Below are 20197 nucleotides of genomic sequence, written 5' to 3' on the forward strand. Positions count from 1 at the left end.
TGCCAGCGTGCCCATGAAAGCAGGGGCGCAACGATTTTCGTTCAGGACGCGAAGTGCTCTGTAGTACAGAGGGGAAGGGCACTTGATGAAAAGGATCATCGGCATCATCGTGGCGGTCGCGGCGGTGACCCTGGCGACGGCATGTCAGGACGGTGTGACGACGCAGACGTCCGGGGGGTCGTCGGTTTCGAGCTCCGCTACCGCTGCCGTGCCGGGGTCGGCTCAGCCTCCCGTCACTGAGCAGTCACCAGGTGCCACGCAGGCTGCGGGTGACAATGCTCCTGCCACTGCCGGAAACGGCAGATGCGTCGATCTGAAGTCGGCGGTGGTCACGGCCGCGCTCGGCGCACTCGGTACCGGTGTCGGCGGCGATGGGTTCTACGCCGACAGCGGCACTGACGCCTCCGTCGGCGCCTGTCCCGCCATCCTTTGGGTGCTCGCTGGGACTCCGCACGGCACCGCTAGCTCACCCTGGCACGTGATGCTGTTCAACCACGCGGGTTATCTGGGCACCGCGACCAAGAAGTCGACTGCTTATACACAGGTGGTCGGCTCGTCCGATCGCAGTGTCCGGGTCCAGTACCGTTGGCTGACGGGTAGAGACGCCAGCTGCTGTCCCTCGGGTGGGCCGGTCATTGTCACGCTCACCTTGGGCGCCGACGATCGCACGGTGACCCCGGACCGTGACTTCCCCACGGAGGTCATCGATCCGAGTTCGGCGAGCTCACCGCCGGTGTGCCCGGTTACCAAGGCCGTTTTGCTCGAAGCGTTGCGAGGCACTGACATCGAGTCGCGGTTGGCGACGCCGATCGAACTCGAGGATCGAATCGATTGTGCGGGTGAGTGGGCGATGGCCCACACGGGAACCCACAGCAATACTGTCAACCGAGCCCAAGTGTTGTTCCACTACGTAGCGGCCGACGGAGGCTGGAAGCCTGTGGGCCTCGGCAGTGCGCTGCACTGCACCGAGATCGGCGTGCCTGCCGATGTCGCGGACAAGATCTGCCGCTGAGCGCCGGTGAGCCGCATCCGCCGATCATTCTCGCTGGCCAGTTCGGTCAGCGAGATATGTGGCATGTGTGGATATTCCGTCGCCGGATGCAGAGCCGATCAACTTCATATGGTCAGAACGCGAAGTCTAGCCGGTTGTTAGCGTGCGCGCGCCACCGATCTCTCATTGTCTGCGCCCACTCCTGCTCGATGTCCGCCGCGAACGCGAATAGCCCTGTGTCGAACGAACCCCGCCACGCACACATCCTCGCCGACCTGAACTCGGTCGCACACGTATGCGCCCTGAACCACTCTCGTTCGGTCACCGACAGCGCAGCCGTAGCCGATCCGGGAACGACCCTCGGGCACGCCGTCCTCGCCCAGTATGGTCGCTCGGGTGGGGATACTTCCTGAGTCCGTAATAGTCGCGTTGAATCGCGCTGTGGCGACCTCGCCTGGACGCGGCGTCGTGGTGGTATGTGGGTTTCCTGGCTCCGGGAAGTCCACGGCCGCAGCGTATCTCGCTGCACGGTCGCATGCGAGTGTGTTGGACAAGGACAGTTTCGCGCCGCGTCTCGAACAGGATGTGATGCGGGCTCTGGGTGGTGATCCGTTCGACCGCGACAGCGATGTCTACCGGTCGGTGGTGTCTCCCGGTATCTATGACGGGCTGGTCCGTACCGGGCTCGGGATCGGCGTCCGGCATCCGGTGGTACTCGATGCACCGTTTCTTTCCGTGATCCGACATTCGGCTGATACTGGCGTTTCACTAGCACAGCATCTGCGGATGAAAGCAGCCGCGCCGGAATCGCTTGCGGTGCATACGGTATGGATGGACAGCTCGGCCGCGCAGATCAGGGAACGCATGATCGCCCGCGGTGCCGAGCGCGACGCACCGAAACTCGCCGCCTGGGAGGGCTATCGGTCGACGGTCCTCGACAGCGATCTGCGCGAGATCGCGCACACCGTGGTGGATGTTGTCATCCCCAACTGAGTCTGGCGGTAATCGGATGCCGACTCCGACTGCCAGGAGATTCGAATCCCGTGCCGCGATTCGGGTGTTATTTCTGATTCGTTGAGCGACTGTCCCAAATCACTCCTCGACGACATGCCCGGTGGGATGATAGGCGGGCACGATGAGCAGAGCCATGACCGCCACAAGGCCGACACTCCGGCCGAGAGGACCGATGTCGATGAGCACTCACGAGCGCACGATCTTCCGGGCGGCGATCATCGCCGCCACTACCGCGGCCGCGGGCGCGGGGGTTCTCACCGCCCCATCCGCTTCGGCCTCGTGGTCCGACACCCCGGGGATGCCGGCCGCGATGGTCAGCGACTGTGGGGGACCCTATGTCGTCGAACCGCCATCACTGACCCTGACCTGCGCCGACGGGAACAACATGATCAACGACATCACCTGGGATATGTGGAGTGGCACCCAGGCCGTCGGTCACGGCACCCAGCATCGGAATGACTGCAGTCCGGACTGCGCCGCGGGGAGGTTCATCGACAGCCCGGCGATGCTTGTGCTGGATGACCCCCACCCGTTCGCCGACGCCCCCGGCGACTACTTTGCCCGCGCAACGGTCATCGGCGCCCAGGGCGTCCGCAGCTTCACCCTTCGCTAGCCTCCGCCATTCGGTTGGCCTCGCGGCGGCTGCCGGAAGGGCCGGCCGGGATCTGTGGGTGTCCACGATCTGCTCGCCATCCATGCCGACTGTGCATCCCGCGCAGAGCTTTTCACCGGTGGCGGGATCGGCAGCATCGAGATATGTCGGTTTGCACCGAATCCTCTGCGGCACATGCCAAGTGCCGCAGAGGATTCCGGTGCGGGTTGGACCAACCTCCTGCCCCGGATTGATCTCACGCCCCCGAGCAGACATCCGATTCAACCCACGACTCCGGTCGCCCAGCGAACGCCCCTACTTCGTTCATAGCCCGCGTCGCCGACGACCTACGCGATCGACGCCACGCGACGCTACTCATTGGACGTCGACGCACCCATCAGGAACCGCACACGGGACACGGTCGCTGCCACGCCGGCGCCACCAACGACGATCGCCGCCAGCCCCCAGTCGGGGATCACTCCGAGAGCCTTTAACACCACGCCACAAGCCACGATGGGGACCCAGACGAGGACCATCGGGCCCATCGGAGTCGGGACAGATGGCCGCAGCGTCGCATCGAAGACGTTGACGCGGCCCAACCGGGACCGTCCTCCCGACCGGACACGAGCGACCGAGACCGCGACCCAGACCATCAGCCAGAAGACCACCGTGATGGCTATCCCCAAAAGCGGTCCGCCTGCGTATTCCCAAAACGTGTTCAAGCCTGCACTCCTCGCCGTCGAACACCGAGCTCAGCCAGGCGGCCGCTGCCCACGTTGCCGCATCTCCTTCCTGACCCGACGCTAGAAGATCCCCCGCGTCCGCACCCGCTGACGCGCCGACACGCTGGTTCGCCGGTCGAGCAGGACCCCGCATCCAGACAGGTCGTCATCAATCGAGGAACGACCCGATGGCACCCGCACCGCCGAGCACAGAGGTGAGGTCCGATGAGCACCGATGAGTTTCGAGCGCGTAGGACGTCTACCCGGTCATGAGGAAACTGATCTATGGGTTCGGCGTGTCCTTGGACGGCTACGTCAACGACCGCGACGGCAGCATCGACTGGACTGACCCGGACGAGGAGTTGCACCAGTTCCACAACGACAGGTACCGCGAGATCGAGGTCTCGCTGCACGGCCGTCGGTTGTACGAGCTGATGGCCGAGTACTGGCCGCACGTGCCCGAGGACGCGTCGCGCATCGAGCGCGAGTTCGGCGGGCTCTGGACGGAGAAGCCCAAGCTTGTCTTCTCCCGGACGCTCACCGAGGTCCATTGGAACAGCACCCTGGTGCGTGAGAACGCGGTCGAGGAGGTCCGCAGGCTCAAGGCCGGAGGCGATGGCGTCATGGAGGTCGGTGGCGCGAGCCTCGCGGCCTCGCTGATGCCCCACGGACTCATCGACGAGTACCAGTTGTTCCTCTCGCCTGTGGTGCTCGGCGGTGGCACACCGCTGTTCCCATCACTGGACAAGCGCGTCCAGCTCCGATTGGTCGAGACGAGGCACTTCAACACTGTGGTGATGCTGCGCTATCTCGCCGACTGAGGTCCGTTCAACCGCAGCAGCATCCGGGCGGCCAGCACCACAACGGCGACAGCGGCAGCGGTAATGATGATCGGAAGAATCATTGTGCCGCCCCGGTCCGCGGCGCGGGCGATCGGGTTGGCGAAACCGAGTCGATCGAATGCCCAGCCGAGGGCGGCGATGATCACCAGGAGTGAGCCGCCGACGCGAAGGACTGGCTGAGCTCGGGTGGTGCCCAGTGCCAGCAGTGGTGGCAGGGCGAGGGTGACCAGCAGCAACTGAATGGCCTCGATGCCGAGATTGAACCCGAGCACACTGAGCGCCAGTTGGCTGGTGGACAACTTCAGTTCGGCAAGGCTGAACGAGAACGCCATACCGTGGATAAGCCCGAATGTCGCGGCGACAACGGCTTCTCGGCCCGGGAACAGCGGCCGGACAGCATGTGCGCCGCCCACCAGGATCGTCGCGGCGATGAGTGTTTCGATCGGGCGCGCTGGGATCTCGAGCCGACTCAGGGCGCTGACCACGAGCGCAGCGGAGTGCCCCACGGTGAATGCGATTGTGACGGTGAGGATGTGGCGCACGGCGCGACGAAAGCGGTTGTCCGGGTGCCAATGACCAGCCTTGGCTATCAGCACAGCCGGTAGTAGGAGGGTGAACAGAAACAGGAGGTGGTCAGTGCCCTCGAGAATGTGATGGCCACCGAGTATCACCATCCCGACGAATCCCCGCCACGCGCTGGCATTGGTCAGATCCACGGATAGGGGTGGCACGGTCATGGACTCGGCGTCCATGTGTACGACGCCGACCTGCCTGGCGTCATTACCGGCATCGACTCGCCCGGCTCGCCAGTCCTGCCGGACCGAGACGATGGCGGTGTGGGTGACAACCTTGTGGATGACGGCGTCGTAGCCCAACACGAATCGGCGCATGTCGACGCCCGTCGGCGGGGTCAACACTGCATGGACGACGAGGTCCTTGTAAGAACCGGTGGCCATCTGGTCTGCATAGTCCAGACGCATGTCGCTGATCTGGACGATCCACGGCACGCCGTCCGGCGTGGCGGGCCGCAAATGGCCGCGCAAATAGCTCACCAGTCCGGCGGTGTCCTCGCCCGACAGGCGCGTGCGCACGTCGACATCGATACCGCTGGCCTCCGCGAGATCGGCTGTGGGTATCAACAATTCGGCATTGATCGCCGTCTCGCACACATCGATCAGAACCTTGGTGCCCGGCATCGGATGTGCTGATGCGGCAATCGGGTTGTACAGCAATACAATCACTGCACAACCCAGCGCGACCAGTGCCCTTCGTAGCGTTCGTGTCACGGGCCAATGGTGTGCGTTTCACGGGCGCGCCTGAATCGGTCGATCTACCTATCTTCGCGATGGCCTGCAAGGTCCGCGTGCGGATAGCCTCTGGGCCCAAGGGGCCGGGCGACAGAGTGGCGGCTGGCCCGGTGATCGTTCTGGTCGAAGCCCGGTGTCGAAGTTTGGTGGCGGCGCTATTCACTGCTTCCGCAGTCGGAGGTTCGAAATGGCCTTCCCGCAAGGGAAACTGCACCTCACGCCGGAAAACGTTCGTCGCAACGACACCATGACCGAGTGGCGAGTAGTGGTGCGCGATGCCGTGCTCTGTGCACCGCCTACCTCATGGCCGCGGCGGGCGCCGTGCCTCGGGCTGGGCGTGGTGCGGCTCGTGTGGTGGTTGGTTCAGTGCCAGAAGGCATGGGTGAGTGCGGTGCCGGTGTAGAAGGCACCGATCCCCGCGAGGATCGTGGCGGCGAGGTTGGCGATCGCGTGGAAGCGTGCGCCGGTTTGGGTCAGGCGCAGGGTTTCGTAGGACAGGGTCGAGTAGGTGGTCAGGGCACCGCAGAAGCCGGTGCCTATCAGCAATTGCAGGTTGGGGCCTACGGCTGCCGCGGTGGCCGCGCCGGTGAGGAGCCCGAGAGTGAGACTGCCTACGAGGTTGACGGTGAGGGTGCCCCAGGGGAAGACGGTGTCGTGGCGGGCTTGGACGAGTCGGTCGGTGAGGTAGCGCACGGGGGCGCCGATCGCGGCCCCGGCGATGACGAGCAGCCAGGTCATGATTGTTCGGTGCGGCCGACGTAGCGGATGACTTCGACGGGGTCGAGGATGACGAGCCCTTCGCTGACGAGTTCGTCGAGGTGGGGTAGGAATGCGCGGATGCGGTCGGCGGAATCGATGATGACGATGGCGACCGGCAGATCCTCGCTCAGCGACAGCAGTCGGGTGGTGTGGACACGTGAGGATGCGCCGAAGCCTTCCACGCCGCGGAACACGCTGGCCCCGGCCAGTCCGGCGTGGTGGGCGCGGTGGACGATCTCGCTGAACAATGGTTTGTGGTGCCAGGTGTCGCTTTCGCCGATGAACACCGTCAGGCGTAGCGCGTCTCCGGTGAGGCGGGTCATCGTGTCCTCCGGTCGATCAGGGTGTGGGTGAGGGTGGCGGTGGTCCAGGTGGCGGTCAGCGCGAGGATCGGTGTGGCGGCGAGGTAGATCAGCCCGGCGGCGGCGTGACGAGTGTCGACGAGGTGGTGGAAGCCGGCGGCGTAGGTGGAGAAGGTGGTGTAGCCGCCGAGGACACCGGTGCCCAGGAATGGGCGCAGCAGCCGTTGTGCGGTCCAGACTTCGACGATCAGAACCATGAGAGCGCCCATCGCGGCGCAGCCGGTGATGTTGACCAGCAGCACGGTCCAGGGGAACGCGCGGGGCGCGGTCGGCCACAGCAGCGAAGCGGCGTAGCGGGCGGTGGCGCCGATCGCGCCGCCGAGGGCGATCACAGCAAGGATGGGGACGTGCTCGCGCAGCCGTGCACGACGCGGTCGGGCAGCGAACGGATCTGATCCGATTGGGGTGGCGGGCGGTGGTGTGGGCACGGTTTCTCCTACTCGTGGCGCGCCCAGGTGTGGGCGCCGGTCATCACAAGTAGGGACCGTTGGCGGTGCGTGACCGCGGTTCGGGTACGGCGAGCCCCACCGCCGCGCGGTTCCGATCAGATGATGGATTCCGCAGACTGCTGAGCCTAGCCCATGCCGCTGCTGCACCGATCGCCGTGCGCTGGTCTCCTGTTCCTCGGCGGCCGGATCAGCGGATCGATCGACACAGCAGATGCTGGCGGCGATCGGTGCCTCGCAAGGCTTCCCGCTGGTGGGCCCCATGGCGCTGACTGAGGACGCCGCTGCGGAGACCGGCGAGATCGTCGACGAGCGATAGACCAGATGCGGGCAGCGTCCCGCAACGCCGGGATGAGGCACGGGCATGGCCGCGAGAATATGTCGAAATACGTCGTGCCTAGTCCGGCGAATTCTTCTGCGCCGCAATCCAGTTCGCGAGGACTGCGGCCTGGCTGTGGTCGATGTCGCGGGTGGCGGTCAATAGCGTCACCGGATGTCGGCTGGCCAGCTCCCGCAGCTGCGCGACCGCGTCCCGATGTCGCGTGTCCCGCAATTCGGCCAGGTATCGGCGACGGAATTCGGCGAACCGCTCCGGCCGATGGCCGTACCACTGGCGCAGTTCGGTCGACGGAGCGATATCGCGCATCCACTCGTCCAGATGCGCATCCGCCTTCCGCATCCCGCGCGGCCACACCCGATCGACGAGTACCCGGGTCCCATCGGAGGGAATGGGCGCTTCATAGATTCTCCGGTAGCCGATGTGCTGACTCATCATGCTCCCTCCTGATCAGGTCGTTTTCGCGGCGCAGTGCGCCATCGGAATCCCTGCCCGCATCGAGGTGGCCCAATGATAGCTCCGGGCCTGTCAATCATCGATTCAATCAATGCTTGAATCGATGATGGAAACCGTGGTTGACTCTGTGCATGACGGAGCGGACAACGGCGACGGGGACTCGGGAGCGGCTACTGCTCGCGGCTGAGCGGCTATTGCTGACCCAGCGGTATGACGACGTCTCGGTGCGGGCGGTGTGTGCGGCGGCGGGGGCGAATTCGGCCGCGGTGCATTATCACTTCGGGTCGAAGGAGGCGCTGGTCGCGGCGCTGCTGGAGGATCGGCTCGGATCGCTGTGGGCCGAACGGCTGACCGAGGTGACCGATGCGCACGGATCGGTGGCGGCGGTCGTGGACGCGGTGATCGAGCCGTTCATCGGGCTGGCGGCCGATCCGGTCGGGCGGCTGCACCTGTGGCTGCTGGCCCAGGTCGTCCTCGGACGGCATCCGACGGTGTGGCATCGCCCCTGGTTCCGAATGGACGACTGGGTCGGTTTGCTGCCGGAGGTGAGTGAGTCCGAGAGTCGGCGGCGATGGGCGTTGGCATTCGAATTGATCATCGTGCAGTTCGGTGGTGTCGGAACGGGGGAGCGTGAGATGTCGGACGAGGCGGTGCGCACGCTGCGCGATTTCGTGGTCGCCGGACTCACCGCGGCGACGGGAGAGCGGAAATGAACGAGGTATTCGCGCCGGCCACGCTGGGCCCGGTCACGTTGCGCAATAGGGTGATCAAGGCGGCGACCTTCGAGGGACGGACACCGGATGCGCTGGTCACGGACGAATTGATCGATTTCCATCGGGAAGTCGCGGCCGGTGGCGTCGGGATGACCACACTCGCCTACTGCGCCACATCACCGGGCGGACGCACCGACCGGCATCAGATCTGGATGCGTCCGGAGGCCGTGCCGGGATTGCGCCGGCTCACCGATGCGGTACATGCCGAAGGTGCGGCGGCCAGTGCCCAACTGGGTCATGCGGGCCCGGTGGCGAATGCCGCATCCAATCGCGCACCAGCGTTGGCGCCGAGTCGAATGTTCAGTCCACTCGGCATGCGCCCCATGCAGGTTCCGGATCTGTCCGAAATCGCCACGGTCATCGCCGATTTCGCGAATGCGGCCCGCCTGGCCGAGCAGGCGGGTTTCGATGCGGTCGAAATCCATTTCGGTCACAACTATTTGGTGAGTTCTTTCCTGAGTCCGCTGCTGAACCGGCGCAAGGACCGATACGGCGGATCTCCGGAGAATCGGGCCCGACTCGCTCGCGAGGTCGCGCGCGCGGTGCGCGATGCGGTGGGCGACCGCTTGGCCGTTACCGCCAAATTGAATATGGAAGACGGTGTGCGCGGTGGGCTTTCGGTTCCGGAGTCGTTGCGGGTGGCGTCGTGGCTGGAGGCGGACGGTGCATTGGACGCCTTGGAGCTGACCGCCGGAAGTTCACTGCTCAACCCGATGCTGCTGTTCCACGGCACCGCGCCGCGCAAGGAATTCGCGAAAGTTCTTCCCGCACCGGCACGGTGGGGCTTTCGCCTGATGGGCCGGGCCTTTCTGCGTGAGTACCCGTATCGGGACGCATATCTGCTCGAGCGCGCTCGTCAGTTCCGTGAGGAGCTATCGATGCCACTCATTCTTCTGGGCGGTATCACCGACTTCGACACGATGCGGCAGGCGATGGGCGAGGGTTTCGATTTCGTCGCGATGGGGCGGGCACTGCTGCGCGAACCGGATCTGCTGCACCGCATTCAAGCCGATCAGCGCACGCGGTCGGCGTGTATCCACTGCAACGAGTGCATGCCGACGATCTACACCCGCACCCGCTGTGTGCTGCGAGTCGATCAGGATCCACCGAGTTTGCGCAGGTAGCAAGTAACGTTGCATTCACACGCCCGACGCCGGGCGTCGACTGCTGTTTCGATGCTGCCCGGAAACGATCGGAGACTGCGGTGCCTGCGTCACGAGACTGGAGCGACGAACTCGCCGGGTCGGCGCGGTGGCTGCTCATTGCCTTCCCGATCGCCGCCGTCGTCTTTCTCCTTGTCACGGTGTTGTTGCTGCGGATCACCGTATGGGGTCGGCATTTCCGGATCGTCACCGGCGGGTTTTTCACCGGTAGTGCGGCGTTGCGCAGTATCCCGATGGTCGGGGTGCTGATGTTGAGTGCCGTTTTATCGGTCCGGGTGCAGGTGCTGCTGTCCTATCAGGGCAATGACATGTTCTCGGCACTGCAGCGTGCCGCCCAGGCGATGGGGCGCCGTGACGGCCACGGGCTCGATGCCGCCGAGAACGCGTTCTGGCATTCGCTGGCCATCTTCGCCTTGCTCGCCATCACCGAAGTGGTGCGCACCCAGCTGGATTTCTATCTCGGTCAGATCTTCGAAATCGGCTGGCGCCGTTGGCTTACCGACAATCTCACCGAAACGTGGATCGGGGATCGAGCCTATTATCGGGCCCGATTCATCAAGGAACCTATCGATAACCCGGATCAGCGCATCCAACAGGATGTCGGAGATATGATCTCGGGTGCACGGTCGCTGTCGCTCGGGGCGGTCACCGCCGTTGTGTCGGTGGTGTCCTTCAGCGAGATCCTGTGGCACCTTTCGGAGCCGCTGAAGATTGCCGGTGTCGAAATCCCACGGGCAATGGTTTTCCTGGTGTTCGTCTACGTGCTGGTGGCCACGGTCGTTGCGTTCTGGCTCGGCCGTCCATTGATCCAGCTCGGCTTCCGATATCAGGCCGTCACGGCCGACTTCCGCTATGCGCTGGTCCGATTGCGCGAGAATGCCGAGCGCATCGCCTTCTATCGCGGCGGGGGCGCGGAAAGTACGGGATTGCGTACGCTATTCGCGGAAGTGCTGCGCGTCTACTATCGCCTGGTCCTGTTCACAACCCGCTTCATCGGCTGGAATTCGGCGGCTACCGAGGTGGCCAAGGTCTTTCCTTGGCTCATCCAGGCGCCGCACTTCTTCGTCGGGACGCTCACACTCGGTGATGTCAATCAGACCGGTTCCGCATTCGGACAGATCCAGGAATCGCTGTCGTTCTTCCGCAACAGCTACAGCCAATTCGCGTCCTTCCGGGCGACCATGCTGCGCCTGTACGGTCTCGTCGAGGCAAGTGAGGAATCGCGCCGACTGCCTACTATCGGCGTGCGCGCGTTGGACGGTTCGGTGGAGTTGACACAGGTCGACGTGTCGAAGCCCGACGGTGCGCTGTTGATCGAGGAGCTGAATCTGCGGCTGCGCAGCGGGGACGCGGTGGTCGTCAAAGGGCTTTCCGGGACCGGCAAGACAACGCTGTTGCGCGCCATCGCGGAGATGTGGCCCTATACCCGTGGTGTCGTCGGCCGACCGGAGGCCAGCGGCACCATGTTCATCTCACAACTGCCGTACCTCCCGCTGGGCGATCTGCGCGCGGCCGTCACCTATCCCGCGACACCGGACAGCGCCTCCGATGCGGAGTTGCGTGCGGTCCTCACGAAGGTGCAACTCGGCCATCTGGCGACCAGATTGGATGATCAGGCCGATTGGGCGAATATCCTTTCGCCCGGTGAACAGCAGCGATTGGCATTCGCTCGGATTATTCTGATCCGCCCTGAGGCGGCATTCCTGGACGAGGCGACATCGGCCGTGGACGAAGGTTTGGAATTCTCCCTCTACACCCTCATCCGCACCGAACTCCCCGACATCATTTTGTTCAGCACCGCGCACCGCACCACCGTCGACCAGCACCACACCGCCCGGCTCGAACTCACCGGCGGTGGCGGTTGGTTGTTCGTGCCTCACTTCGACAAACGGTGAGCCGTCTACAACTTGTACCCGATCTGACGCAGCAACTGTTTGCGGTCGCGCTGATCGTCCGGACCTTCGACGCCCAGCGGCGCAGCACCGTCGACAACGCCGAGAATCCCTCGTCCCAGCTCGGTCTCGGCCATCAAGACCTCGACCGGATTGGCTGTCGCACAATAGATTCCGCAGACCTCGGGAACTTGCCGAACCGCATTGAGCACATTGACCGGATACCCCTCGCGCAGAAAGACGATGAACGAATGTCCCGCGCCCAGCGCGACCGCGTTCTTGGTGGCGAGTTCGGTCAGCTCATCGTCATTACCGGAGGTTCGGACCAATCGCGCCCCCGACGCCTCACAAAATGCCAACCCGAACCGCAGATGCGGACTGATCCCCACCAGTGCCTCGTGCAGATCCTCAACGGTCTTGATGAAGTGAGCCTGCCCGATGATGACATTGAGATCGTCCGGCTTATCGATGTGTACCGAAGTCAGCTCCATTGCCCTATCCTGCGCTGCCCGCGTGCTTGTGCGCCAGGGCGACACGCCCTGCCCGTCGGGACTATCGGGACGGCTACCAGCGAAAAGGTGGTCATCCGGGCTGCGGACGTCGATCCCGGGATGCCGACGCGGCAATGAGAGCCCTTGTCTGCGAGTGGGTTCGGCACAGCCGTGATGCGGTGTCACATTTGCGTCATGCCTGGCGAAAGTGGGATGCGATCGATCCGTCGAGTACGTTCTGAAGGATGAGTTCACGGGTGCGGTCCGCCGCCTGCGGCATGCGGGCATCGCTGCCGATTGCGGCCGACCGACGCCACCCGGGTGCGCGAGTCCCGGTGTTCATGCTGGTCGAGCACGTCGTAAGCCGTTGTCGCTGTGCGCGGTTCGGTGACCTCGGCGCGGTTGCGGTGGGCGGCCAGCAGGAATGCCAAGTACGGTGTCGGGATGCCGTATTGATATCGAAACCCGGGGGAGTTCGAAACGAGAATGTGTCGAAGTATGTATTTTGATCGAACCCGGCGCCTGCGGATGGCGATCGGTGGTGCCGCGTTGACCGGACTGCTCGTCCTGGTCGGATGCGGTGCGGACCACGGTAGGAATTCGGCAGCGGAGACCAGCATCACCGCGGCCGCGGCGCATACCGACCAGCAGCATCTGTCGGTCACCGTGCCGGGCACGCTGGCCGCCGGTTTCCAGGAACTGCAGGTGAGCGTGCGCGGCAAGCTGGGCATGGCGGTTATGCCGGTCGGCGGCGAGAAGATGGTGACCTTCGGCGACTGGACCACCGGACCCGCCTGGTCGACGATGAAGGTTCCGTTGACGATCGCCGCATTCCGCAAGAGTTCGACGAGTTCGAGCTACGCGGCGACCGCGGCCATCACTCAGTCCGACAATGCGGCGGCGGATACCCTCTGGCAGTCGCTCGGCACCGGCCAGGAGGCGGCCAAGGCGGTCGAGGCCGTACTGCGCGAGGGCGGCGATACCAAGACCGCGGTGCCCGCCACCAAGACTCGATCGGATGCCTCGGCCTTCGGTCAGGCGGACTGGTCGCTGACCGAGCAGGTTCGATTCGCCTCCCGACTACCGTGTCTGCCGCAGGCCGCGAATGTGATCGACCTGATGGAGCAGATCACGTCGAGTCAGCGCTGGGGCCTCGGCGGGCTCACCGGCGCGGAATTCAAGGGCGGCTGGGGGCCCGATACCTCCGGCTCCTATTTGGTCCGCCAATTCGGTCTGATCGAGGGACCGGGCGGGCAGATTGCGATCGCCATTGCCGTACAACCCGATTCGGGCTCGTTCTCAGAGGGTATGAACATCCTGGATCGGCTGGCCACGGTGATCTCGCAACATCTCGATGAACTCTCCGGCGGCGCCTGTTCCTGATCGGGCGCGGTGCCATGCGCAGGGGCAACGCCCACGCGGTCCTGATGGCCGCGCAGGCGGCGACCTGAGCGCGCACACTTGACCGGGTAACGGCGGAACCCGAGAATCCCGACCTATCGGGTGAGGTCGCCGGACCACGACTGGGGTCGTGGCCGCGAGGTGGAGGTAAACGGGGTGGACGACACGGAGTCGCGAGCCGGTACGCGATTCGGCCCCTACGAACTGCGCGCCCTGCTGGGCCGCGGTGGAATGGGGGAGGTCTACGAGGCGTACGACACGGTCAAGGACCGGGTGGTCGCGGTCAAACTGCTGCCCGTGGGGCTGGCGGACGATCCACGGTTCCAGCGGCGGTTCCGGCAGGAATCCCGGGTTGCCGCCCGGCTGGCCGAACCGCACGTCATCCCGATCCACGATTGGGGCGAGATCGAGGGTGTCCTTTATATAGATATGCGGCTGGTCCGCGGCAGTGATCTGCGCTCGGTGCTGCGGGCGAAGGGACCGCTGAGCCCCGCCCGCGCGGTCGGCATTATCGAACAGGTCGCGGCCGCGCTCGATGCCGCGCATGCCGAGGGTTTGGTGCATCGCGACGTCAAACCGGCCAATATTCTGGTCACCCCCTCGGATTTCGCATACCTCGCCGATTTCGGCATCGCTCGCTCCGAAAGCGATCCGAGCGTGACCGCGACCGGCCAGGCCATCGGCTCCTATAGCTATATCGCGCCGGAACGATTCGATATCACCCCGATCGGCGGCACCGCCGATGTCTACTCGCTGGCCTGCGTGCTGTTCGAATGCCTCACCGGCGCACAACCTTTTCCATCGGACGGCATGAGTTCGCTGATCCGGGCGCATCTTTCGGCTCCGCCGCCACGGCCGACCACCATGCGCGCCGAACTGCCCGCCGCACTGGACGAGGTGATCTCGCGCGGCATGGCCAAGGAGCCCGCCGATCGCTACCCGACGGCCGGTGCGCTGGCGGCGGCGGCCAGGGCGGCGGTCTCGGGCACATCGTCGGTGCCGAATTCGGAATTGCCGACTGCGCAGCTATCCCCGCGCCCGTCGCGCGCCGCGGCCACCGTCGTATTTCCGGCATTCGGGCCCGAATCAGCGGTGGGGCGCCAGTCGGCGGGCGGGCCACCATCGGCGGGCGGGCCGCAGTCCGTGCCGGGACCGCCATCCACCAGTGGGCCGCGACCGATCGCCGGGCCGCAGCCGACCAGGGGACAACAGTCGACCGGTGGGCCGCAACCGATCGCCGGGCCGCAGCCGACCAGGGGACAACAGTCGACCAGTGGGCCGCGACCGACCTTCGGGCTGCATCCGACCTCCGGGCCGCAGCTGACCAGTGGGTCGCAGTCACCCAGTGCGCCGCCGCCGACCAAGGGACCCCAGGCATCTGGCAGGCCGCATCCAACCGGTGGCCCGCATTCGATCAGTGGCCCCCAGCCGATCACCGGGCTGGAGCCGACGATCGTGCCCCGGCATCCATCGGATCCGATGCGACGACCACTCGACGCCACCACCGAGGCCATCGCGAAAACCTCCGACATGCCGATGCCCCAGTCCGACGCACCGTATCCACCCGATCGGTCACCGACGTCCACGCGCCGATCCTCGCGCGTCGGGTGGATCGTCGCGGCACTGCTGGTCCTCGTGATCGCGGGCGTCGTCGGCTGGTACGTGCGCAACGGTTTCGGTGACCATTCCGCGCAGCCGACCACGACGACCATGCCCGCCCGCTTGCCCGCCGGGGCCAAGCCGTGCGCCCAGCTGTACCCGGCCCTCGGCCGCTTCACCTCATCCGCGATCGGCACCACGGTCACCAGCTGTGCCTTCGCCGAGGAGGTCCGCAAGGCGTACGCCAACGGTGGCGACGCCATCACCGACCGCTCGATCGTTGCGCACAGCCCGATCAGCAATCGCGACTACACAATGAATTGCACCGCTGGTGATCAATTCGCGACCTGTAGCGGCGGCGAGAACGCGATCGTCTATGTGTATTGAGGCATAGCCGTTACCCAAGGTTCATGGGGGTGCGCCCACATGATCGCGCAAAGCGGTGCAAGATATGCGCCATGCGCATCGGAGTCTTGACCGGAGGCGGCGACTGTCCAGGACTGAACGCGGTCATCCGTGCCGTCGTTCGCACCGCGAACGGACGCTACGGCGACGCGATCGTCGGCTTCCAGGACGGCTGGCGCGGCCTATTGGAAGACCGAAAGATCACCATCCAGAACGACGATCGCACCGACCGCCTGCTCACCAAGGGCGGCACCATGCTCGGCACCGCCCGCACCAATCCCGATAAGCTGCGGGCCGGCTTGGAGCAGATCAAACGCACCCTCGACGACAACGGCATCGAGGCGCTGATCCCCATCGGCGGCGAAGGCACACTCACCGCCGCCAGTTGGCTGTCCGACGAGGGCGTCCCGGTGGTCGGCGTCCCGAAGACCATCGATAACGACATCGACTGCACCGACGTCACTTTCGGCCACGACACCGCGCTGTCCATCGCCTCCGAGGCGATCGACCGGCTGCACACCACCGCGGAATCGCATCAGCGCGTCATGCTGGTCGAGGTGATGGGTCGGCACGCGGGCTGGATCGCGATCAACTCGGGTATGGCGGCGGGTGCACACCTCACGCTGGTCCCCGAGGTGCCCTTCGATGTGGACTATGTGTGCTCGATGATCAAGCGACGCTTCCAGCGCGGCGATAAGCATTTCATCTGCGTGGTCGCCGAGGGCGCGCATCCCGCCCCCGATTCCGGATTCGCGCTGCGCGAAGGGGGTATCGACGAATTCGGCCACGAGCGGTTCACCGGTGTCGCCCAGCAACTCGGCGCCGAGATCGAACGCCGCATCGGCAAGGAGGTCCGCACGACGGTGCTCGGCCACGTCCAGCGTGGCGGCAGCCCGACCCCGTATGACCGGGTGCTGGCCACCCGCTTCGGACTGCATGCGGCCGAGGCCGTGCATGCCGGGCACTTCGGTCAAATGGTCGCGCTGCACGGCACTTCCATCGAGTTGGTGCCGTTGTCCGAGGCCACCAAGCAGCTCAAGCGGGTGCCCGAGGATCGATATCGCGAAGCCGAGGCCTTTTTCGGCTAGTTGTTGCACAATCGAGACCTGCCGAATCGGTTGTGGCACAGCTACTCTGGTCACCGTGGCTCAACTCCGGGTATCCGATCTGCCCACCGATGCTGTCGCGGTGTTCCGCCGCCGTGCCCGTGCGGCGGGCATAGCGGTCGAGGATGTCGTTCGTCAGGAACTGATCGCGATGGCGCGCAGGCGAACTTCGGTGGACACGATCGTGGAATTCCTGGAGTCCCAGGGCCGTGATCTGACCCCGGCATTCGACTCCGCCGCGCTGACGCTCATCCAGGTCTACGACCTGCCCGCCGACGTGCTCGGCATGTTCGGCCGCCGGGCTCGGGCCGCCGAATTGCCGCTCGGCGCCTTCGTGCGCCGGGAACTGCTGGCGGTCGCGCGGCGCGGCGGGGTATCGGACGCGATCCTGGAATTCCAGGACGCGCAGGAGGACGACCCCACGCTGGAACTCGATATGGAAGCGATCGCCGCGGCGGTTCGATACGCGCGCGGGGCGTGAGGATCGCGGTGCTGTCGACACTGCGTTTTCGCCGGAACCGATCACAGGGGTCGGTAGTGTTGCGGCATGCGCAGTGGGCGATGGTTCGTCTCGGTTGTGTTCCTGATCGTCACCGTGGTGGCGGGGTGCTCGTCATCCGATAAGGGTGCGCCGCGCTCGCTCACCGGCGACTGGCACGGCGCCATCGAGGTGCCCGGCGCGCCGCTGTCGGTCGGGGTGCGCTTCGCCGATAACGGCAGCGCCACCATCGACATTCCGCTACAGGGCGTGCACGACGCGGAGCTGAAAGATGTTTCCACGCAACCGGATCGGGTGGCATTCGCGATTCCGAACCTGCCGGGCGACCCCGTGTTCAATGGCAAATTCGACAAGGGTTCCGACCGTATCGTCGGCGAGTTCCGGCAAGCGGGCCAGAGCCTGCCGCTGACGCTGCAACCGGGCAAGGTCGAGCAGCCCGCGCACCCACAGGAGCCGAAACCGCCGTATCCCTACCGGCCCGAGGATGTCACCTACCGCGATGGTGATATCACCATCGCGGGCACATTGACCAAGCCCGAGGGCAACGGACCGTTTCCGGCGATCCTGCTGATCTCCGGCAGTGGCGCACAGGACCGCAACGAAGAACTCATGGGCCACAAGCCTTTTCTGCTGCTGGCCGACACCTTCACCCGCGCGGGCTACGCCGTGCTGCGCACCGATGACCGAGGCGTCGGCGGTACCAGCGGAAAACTCGACGACGCCAACTACAACGACCTCGCCGATGACGCGGCGGCCGGTGTGCGCTTCCTGCGCGCCCGTCCGGATATCGATCCGGCCCACATCGGCTTGTTCGGCCACAGCGAGGGCGGCTATCTCGCACCGCTGGTGGCCGCGCGCCCGGACAGCGGCATCGCCTTCGCGATCCTGATGGCCGGTCCGTCGGTACCGGGCTGGGAGGTGCTGATCGAACAGAACCGCGCACTGCTCACCGCAGCCGGCGCACCGCAGTCACGCATCGATGAGCAGGTCGCCTACATCACCGAATGGACCAGCCTGATCCGCTCCGGCGATCTGGCCGCCGCCAAGGATCTGAGCCAACGGCACAACGAGTCCCTCCCGCCGGAGCAGCGCGCGTCCGCCGACGTGCTCAACGCCTACGACACGCCCTATATGGCGGCCTTCATCAGTTACGATCCGGCACCCGCACTCTCGGCCCTGCGCATCCCGGTCCTCGCCTTCTTCGGCACCAAGGACATGCAGGTGCTCGCGACCCAGAACGAACAGCCGATGCGCGATCGCCTCGCCGCCGATCCCGACGCCACTGTGCACGTCTTCCCCGACCTCAACCACCTCATGCAGCCCGCGAACTCCGGCCTGCCCGGCGAGTACACCACCATCCAAACCACCATCTCGCCCGAGGTCCTCGGCTACGTCACCGCGTGGCTGGCTCAGCACGCCTCGACCCGCTGACCAACCGCGTGGCGGGGGCGGTGAGCGGGTCAATAGACTGATCGCTATGAGTGCACCCACCGTCGACTTGATGGACTATGCCGATGTCATCGACCGGTTCGAGCCGGTGCTCGGCATGGAGGTTCACGTCGAGCTGAACACCGCGACCAAGATGTTCTGCGGTTGCCCGACCGAGTTCGGCGCGGCTCCCAACACTCAGGTATGCCCTGTGTGCCTCGGTCTACCCGGCTCGCTGCCGGTGGTGAACCAGCAGGCCGTGGAGTCGGCGATCCGGATCGGGCTGGCGCTGAATTGCTCGATCACCCCGTGGGGCCGCTTCGCGCGCAAGAACTACTTCTACCCGGATCAGCCGAAGAACTACCAGATCAGCCAGTACGACGAGCCGATCGCCACCAACGGACACCTCGACGTGGCGCTCGACGACGGCAGCACCTTCCGCGTCGAGATCGAGCGCGCGCATATGGAGGAGGACACCGGCAAGTCCACCCATATCGGTGGCGCGACCGGCCGCATCCACGGCGCGAGCCATTCGCTGCTGGACTACAACCGGGCCGGAGTGCCGCTCATCGAGATCGTCACCAAGCCGATCACCGGCGCGGGGGAGCGGGCGCCGGAGGTGGCGCGCGCGTACGTGACCGCACTGCGTGAAGTTCTGAAGTCGCTGCAGGTATCCGACGTCAAGATGGAGCAGGGCTCGCTGCGCTGCGATGCCAATGTCTCGCTGATGCCCATCGGCGCAACGGAATTCGGCACCCGCACCGAGACCAAGAACGTCAACTCGCTCAAGAGCGTCGAGGTCGCGGTCCGCTTCGAAATGCGCCGCCAGGCCGCCATTCTCGCCGACGGCGGCTCGATCCTGCAGGAGACCCGGCACTTCCACGAGGCCGACGGCACCACCTCGCCCGGCCGGGTGAAGGAAACCTCGGAGGACTACCGCTACTTCCCCGAGCCGGACCTGGAACCCGTTGCGCCCGCCGAGGATTGGGTGGAGCAGCTGCGCGGCACCATTCCGGAGTACCCGTGGCTGCGCCGCGCGCGCATCCAGTCCGACTGGGAGCTGTCCGATGAGGTCATGCGCGACCTGGTGAACGCGGGTGCGCTGGATCTCATCATCGCCACCGTCGACGCGGGTGCCCCGGTCAACGACGCCAGGTCGTGGTGGGTCGCCTACCTCACCGAAAAGGCCAAGGAGCGTGAGGTTTCGCTGGAGGATCTGCCGATCACGCCGGCCCAGGTGGCCGAGGTGATCAAGCTCGTCGAGTCGAAGACGGTGAACAACAAGGTCGCCAAGCAGGTCGTCGACTTCGTGCTGGCGGGCGAGGGCGATCCGGCGAAGATCGTCGAGGCCAAGGGCCTCGGCATGGTGAGCGACGAGACCGCGCTGCAGGCCGAGGTGCAGAAGGCACTGGAGGCCAATCCCGATATCGCCGAGAAGATCCGCTCGGGCAAGGTGCAGGCCGCCGGCAAGATCGTCGGTGATGTCATGAAGGCCACCCGCGGCCAGGCGGACGCGGCGCGAGTACGCGAACTCGTGCTCGCGGCGTGCGCCTGAGTTCCGACTGCCACCAACGCGACTGGACCGGTCCCTCGGGGCCGGTCCAGTCGCATA

The 20197-nt window shown here is 65.5% G+C and carries 20 protein-coding genes; 13 read left to right on the forward strand and 7 right to left on the reverse strand.

Annotated elements, in window-relative coordinates; genetic code table 11:
• Positions 1-85: 85 nt before the first annotated feature.
• The 3 genes from ACQP2D_RS10730 to ACQP2D_RS10740 all read left to right on the forward strand — a co-directional run bounded on the left by ACQP2D_RS10730 (position 86) and on the right by ACQP2D_RS10740 (position 2618).
• Positions 86-1012 (forward strand): LppP/LprE family lipoprotein, encoded by a 927-nt coding sequence (locus ACQP2D_RS10730; protein WP_433683566.1) that lies wholly within the window; start codon positions 86-88, stop codon positions 1010-1012.
• Positions 1013-1375: 363 nt separating this feature from the next.
• Complete coding sequence (locus ACQP2D_RS10735; RefSeq protein WP_433683567.1) at positions 1376-1984, forward strand: AAA family ATPase; 609 nt, start codon at positions 1376-1378, stop codon at positions 1982-1984.
• A 199-nt stretch (positions 1985-2183) separates the two neighbouring features.
• On the forward strand, positions 2184-2618 hold the full coding sequence (locus ACQP2D_RS10740) for a hypothetical protein (protein WP_433683568.1): 435 nt from the start codon (positions 2184-2186) through the stop codon (positions 2616-2618).
• Between the two features lie 350 nt (positions 2619-2968).
• Here ACQP2D_RS10740 and ACQP2D_RS10745 read toward each other — a convergent pair whose 3' ends face one another.
• Complete coding sequence (locus tag ACQP2D_RS10745) at positions 2969-3319, reverse strand: hypothetical protein (protein WP_433683569.1); 351 nt, start codon at positions 3317-3319, stop codon at positions 2969-2971.
• 269 nt (positions 3320-3588) lie between these two features.
• Between ACQP2D_RS10745 and ACQP2D_RS10750 the strand changes: the two genes are divergently transcribed.
• Positions 3589-4140: a dihydrofolate reductase family protein gene (locus ACQP2D_RS10750; protein ID WP_433683570.1), complete on the forward strand. Its 552-nt coding sequence runs from the start codon at positions 3589-3591 to the stop codon at positions 4138-4140.
• On the opposite strand, the gene ACQP2D_RS10755 is transcribed toward ACQP2D_RS10750, so the two are convergent.
• The 5 genes from ACQP2D_RS10755 to ACQP2D_RS10775 form a co-directional block, all read right to left on the reverse strand.
• Positions 4125-5402 (reverse strand): HupE/UreJ family protein, encoded by a 1278-nt coding sequence (locus ACQP2D_RS10755; protein ID WP_433683571.1) that lies wholly within the window; start codon positions 5400-5402, stop codon positions 4125-4127. The genes ACQP2D_RS10750 and ACQP2D_RS10755 overlap by 16 nt on opposite strands.
• A gap of 429 nt (positions 5403-5831) precedes the next feature.
• Positions 5832-6206, reverse strand: coding sequence for a fluoride efflux transporter CrcB (gene crcB, locus ACQP2D_RS10760; protein ID WP_433683572.1), 375 nt, complete (start codon positions 6204-6206; stop codon positions 5832-5834).
• Positions 6203-6550 (reverse strand): DUF190 domain-containing protein, encoded by a 348-nt coding sequence (locus tag ACQP2D_RS10765; protein ID WP_433683573.1) that lies wholly within the window; start codon positions 6548-6550, stop codon positions 6203-6205. The genes crcB and ACQP2D_RS10765 overlap by 4 nt, the downstream gene beginning before the upstream one ends.
• Positions 6547-7017, reverse strand: coding sequence for a fluoride efflux transporter FluC (locus ACQP2D_RS10770; protein ID WP_433683574.1), 471 nt, complete (start codon positions 7015-7017; stop codon positions 6547-6549). Before ACQP2D_RS10770 ends, ACQP2D_RS10765 begins: the two co-directional genes overlap by 4 nt.
• 415 nt (positions 7018-7432) lie before the next feature.
• A complete protein-coding gene (locus ACQP2D_RS10775) occupies positions 7433-7810 on the reverse strand; it encodes a DUF488 domain-containing protein (RefSeq protein WP_433683575.1) in 378 nt (125 codons plus the stop codon).
• Positions 7811-7959: 149 nt separating this feature from the next.
• Between ACQP2D_RS10775 and ACQP2D_RS10780 the strand changes: the two genes are divergently transcribed.
• The 3 genes from ACQP2D_RS10780 to ACQP2D_RS10790 all read left to right on the forward strand — a co-directional run bounded on the left by ACQP2D_RS10780 (position 7960) and on the right by ACQP2D_RS10790 (position 11659).
• Positions 7960-8541 carry a TetR family transcriptional regulator gene (locus ACQP2D_RS10780; RefSeq protein WP_433683576.1) on the forward strand — a complete coding sequence of 194 codons (582 nt, stop codon included), beginning with the start codon at positions 7960-7962 and terminating at the stop codon, positions 8539-8541.
• Complete coding sequence (locus ACQP2D_RS10785) at positions 8538-9725, forward strand: NADH:flavin oxidoreductase (protein WP_433683577.1); 1188 nt, start codon at positions 8538-8540, stop codon at positions 9723-9725. Before ACQP2D_RS10780 ends, ACQP2D_RS10785 begins: the two co-directional genes overlap by 4 nt.
• 80 nt (positions 9726-9805) lie before the next feature.
• Positions 9806-11659, forward strand: coding sequence for an ABC transporter ATP-binding protein/permease (locus ACQP2D_RS10790; protein ID WP_433683578.1), 1854 nt, complete (start codon positions 9806-9808; stop codon positions 11657-11659).
• 5 nt (positions 11660-11664) lie between these two features.
• On the opposite strand, the gene ACQP2D_RS10795 is transcribed toward ACQP2D_RS10790, so the two are convergent.
• Positions 11665-12147: an adenosine-specific kinase gene (locus tag ACQP2D_RS10795; RefSeq protein WP_433683579.1), complete on the reverse strand. Its 483-nt coding sequence runs from the start codon at positions 12145-12147 to the stop codon at positions 11665-11667.
• A 498-nt stretch (positions 12148-12645) separates the two neighbouring features.
• Between ACQP2D_RS10795 and ACQP2D_RS10800 the strand changes: the two genes are divergently transcribed.
• The 6 genes from ACQP2D_RS10800 (at position 12646) to gatB (ending at position 20140) form a co-directional block, all read left to right on the forward strand.
• The gene (locus ACQP2D_RS10800; RefSeq protein WP_433683580.1) at positions 12646-13530 is read left to right on the forward strand and encodes a serine hydrolase; all 885 of its coding nucleotides are present in this window, start codon (positions 12646-12648) and stop codon (positions 13528-13530) included.
• Between the two features lie 174 nt (positions 13531-13704).
• Positions 13705-15534, forward strand: a complete 1830-nt coding sequence (locus ACQP2D_RS10805) for a protein kinase domain-containing protein (RefSeq protein WP_433683581.1) — start codon at positions 13705-13707, stop codon at positions 15532-15534.
• 71 nt (positions 15535-15605) lie between these two features.
• Positions 15606-16640: an ATP-dependent 6-phosphofructokinase gene (locus ACQP2D_RS10810; RefSeq protein ID WP_433683582.1), complete on the forward strand. Its 1035-nt coding sequence runs from the start codon at positions 15606-15608 to the stop codon at positions 16638-16640.
• Positions 16641-16695: 55 nt separating this feature from the next.
• On the forward strand, positions 16696-17139 hold the full coding sequence (locus ACQP2D_RS10815) for a hypothetical protein (protein WP_433683583.1): 444 nt from the start codon (positions 16696-16698) through the stop codon (positions 17137-17139).
• Positions 17140-17205: 66 nt separating this feature from the next.
• The gene (locus ACQP2D_RS10820; protein ID WP_433683584.1) at positions 17206-18588 is read left to right on the forward strand and encodes an alpha/beta hydrolase family protein; all 1383 of its coding nucleotides are present in this window, start codon (positions 17206-17208) and stop codon (positions 18586-18588) included.
• Between the two features lie 46 nt (positions 18589-18634).
• Positions 18635-20140, forward strand: coding sequence for an Asp-tRNA(Asn)/Glu-tRNA(Gln) amidotransferase subunit GatB (gatB, locus tag ACQP2D_RS10825; RefSeq protein ID WP_433683585.1), 1506 nt, complete (start codon positions 18635-18637; stop codon positions 20138-20140).
• The last annotated feature ends 57 nt before the right edge of the window (positions 20141-20197 follow it).

Source organism: Nocardia sp. CA-119907, assembly GCF_050955995.1.
GTDB lineage: Bacteria > Actinomycetota > Actinomycetes > Mycobacteriales > Mycobacteriaceae > Nocardia.

Coding starts and splice junctions, on each gene's coding strand:
- ACQP2D_RS10730 (WP_433683566.1), top strand. CDS start 86: ATGAAAAGGATCATCGGCATCATCGTGGCGGTCGCGGCGGTGACCCTG.
- ACQP2D_RS10735 (WP_433683567.1), top strand. CDS start 1,376: ATGGTCGCTCGGGTGGGGATACTTCCTGAGTCCGTAATAGTCGCGTTG.
- ACQP2D_RS10740 (WP_433683568.1), top strand. CDS start 2,184: ATGAGCACTCACGAGCGCACGATCTTCCGGGCGGCGATCATCGCCGCC.
- ACQP2D_RS10750 (WP_433683570.1), top strand. CDS start 3,589: ATGAGGAAACTGATCTATGGGTTCGGCGTGTCCTTGGACGGCTACGTC.
- crcB (WP_433683572.1), bottom strand. CDS start 6,206: ATGACCTGGCTGCTCGTCATCGCCGGGGCCGCGATCGGCGCCCCCGTG.
- ACQP2D_RS10765 (WP_433683573.1), bottom strand. CDS start 6,550: ATGACCCGCCTCACCGGAGACGCGCTACGCCTGACGGTGTTCATCGGC.
- ACQP2D_RS10775 (WP_433683575.1), bottom strand. CDS start 7,810: ATGATGAGTCAGCACATCGGCTACCGGAGAATCTATGAAGCGCCCATT.
- ACQP2D_RS10780 (WP_433683576.1), top strand. CDS start 7,960: ATGACGGAGCGGACAACGGCGACGGGGACTCGGGAGCGGCTACTGCTC.
- ACQP2D_RS10785 (WP_433683577.1), top strand. CDS start 8,538: ATGAACGAGGTATTCGCGCCGGCCACGCTGGGCCCGGTCACGTTGCGC.
- ACQP2D_RS10795 (WP_433683579.1), bottom strand. CDS start 12,147: ATGGAGCTGACTTCGGTACACATCGATAAGCCGGACGATCTCAATGTC.
- ACQP2D_RS10800 (WP_433683580.1), top strand. CDS start 12,646: ATGTATTTTGATCGAACCCGGCGCCTGCGGATGGCGATCGGTGGTGCC.
- ACQP2D_RS10810 (WP_433683582.1), top strand. CDS start 15,606: ATGCGCATCGGAGTCTTGACCGGAGGCGGCGACTGTCCAGGACTGAAC.
- ACQP2D_RS10820 (WP_433683584.1), top strand. CDS start 17,206: ATGCGCAGTGGGCGATGGTTCGTCTCGGTTGTGTTCCTGATCGTCACC.
- gatB (WP_433683585.1), top strand. CDS start 18,635: ATGAGTGCACCCACCGTCGACTTGATGGACTATGCCGATGTCATCGAC.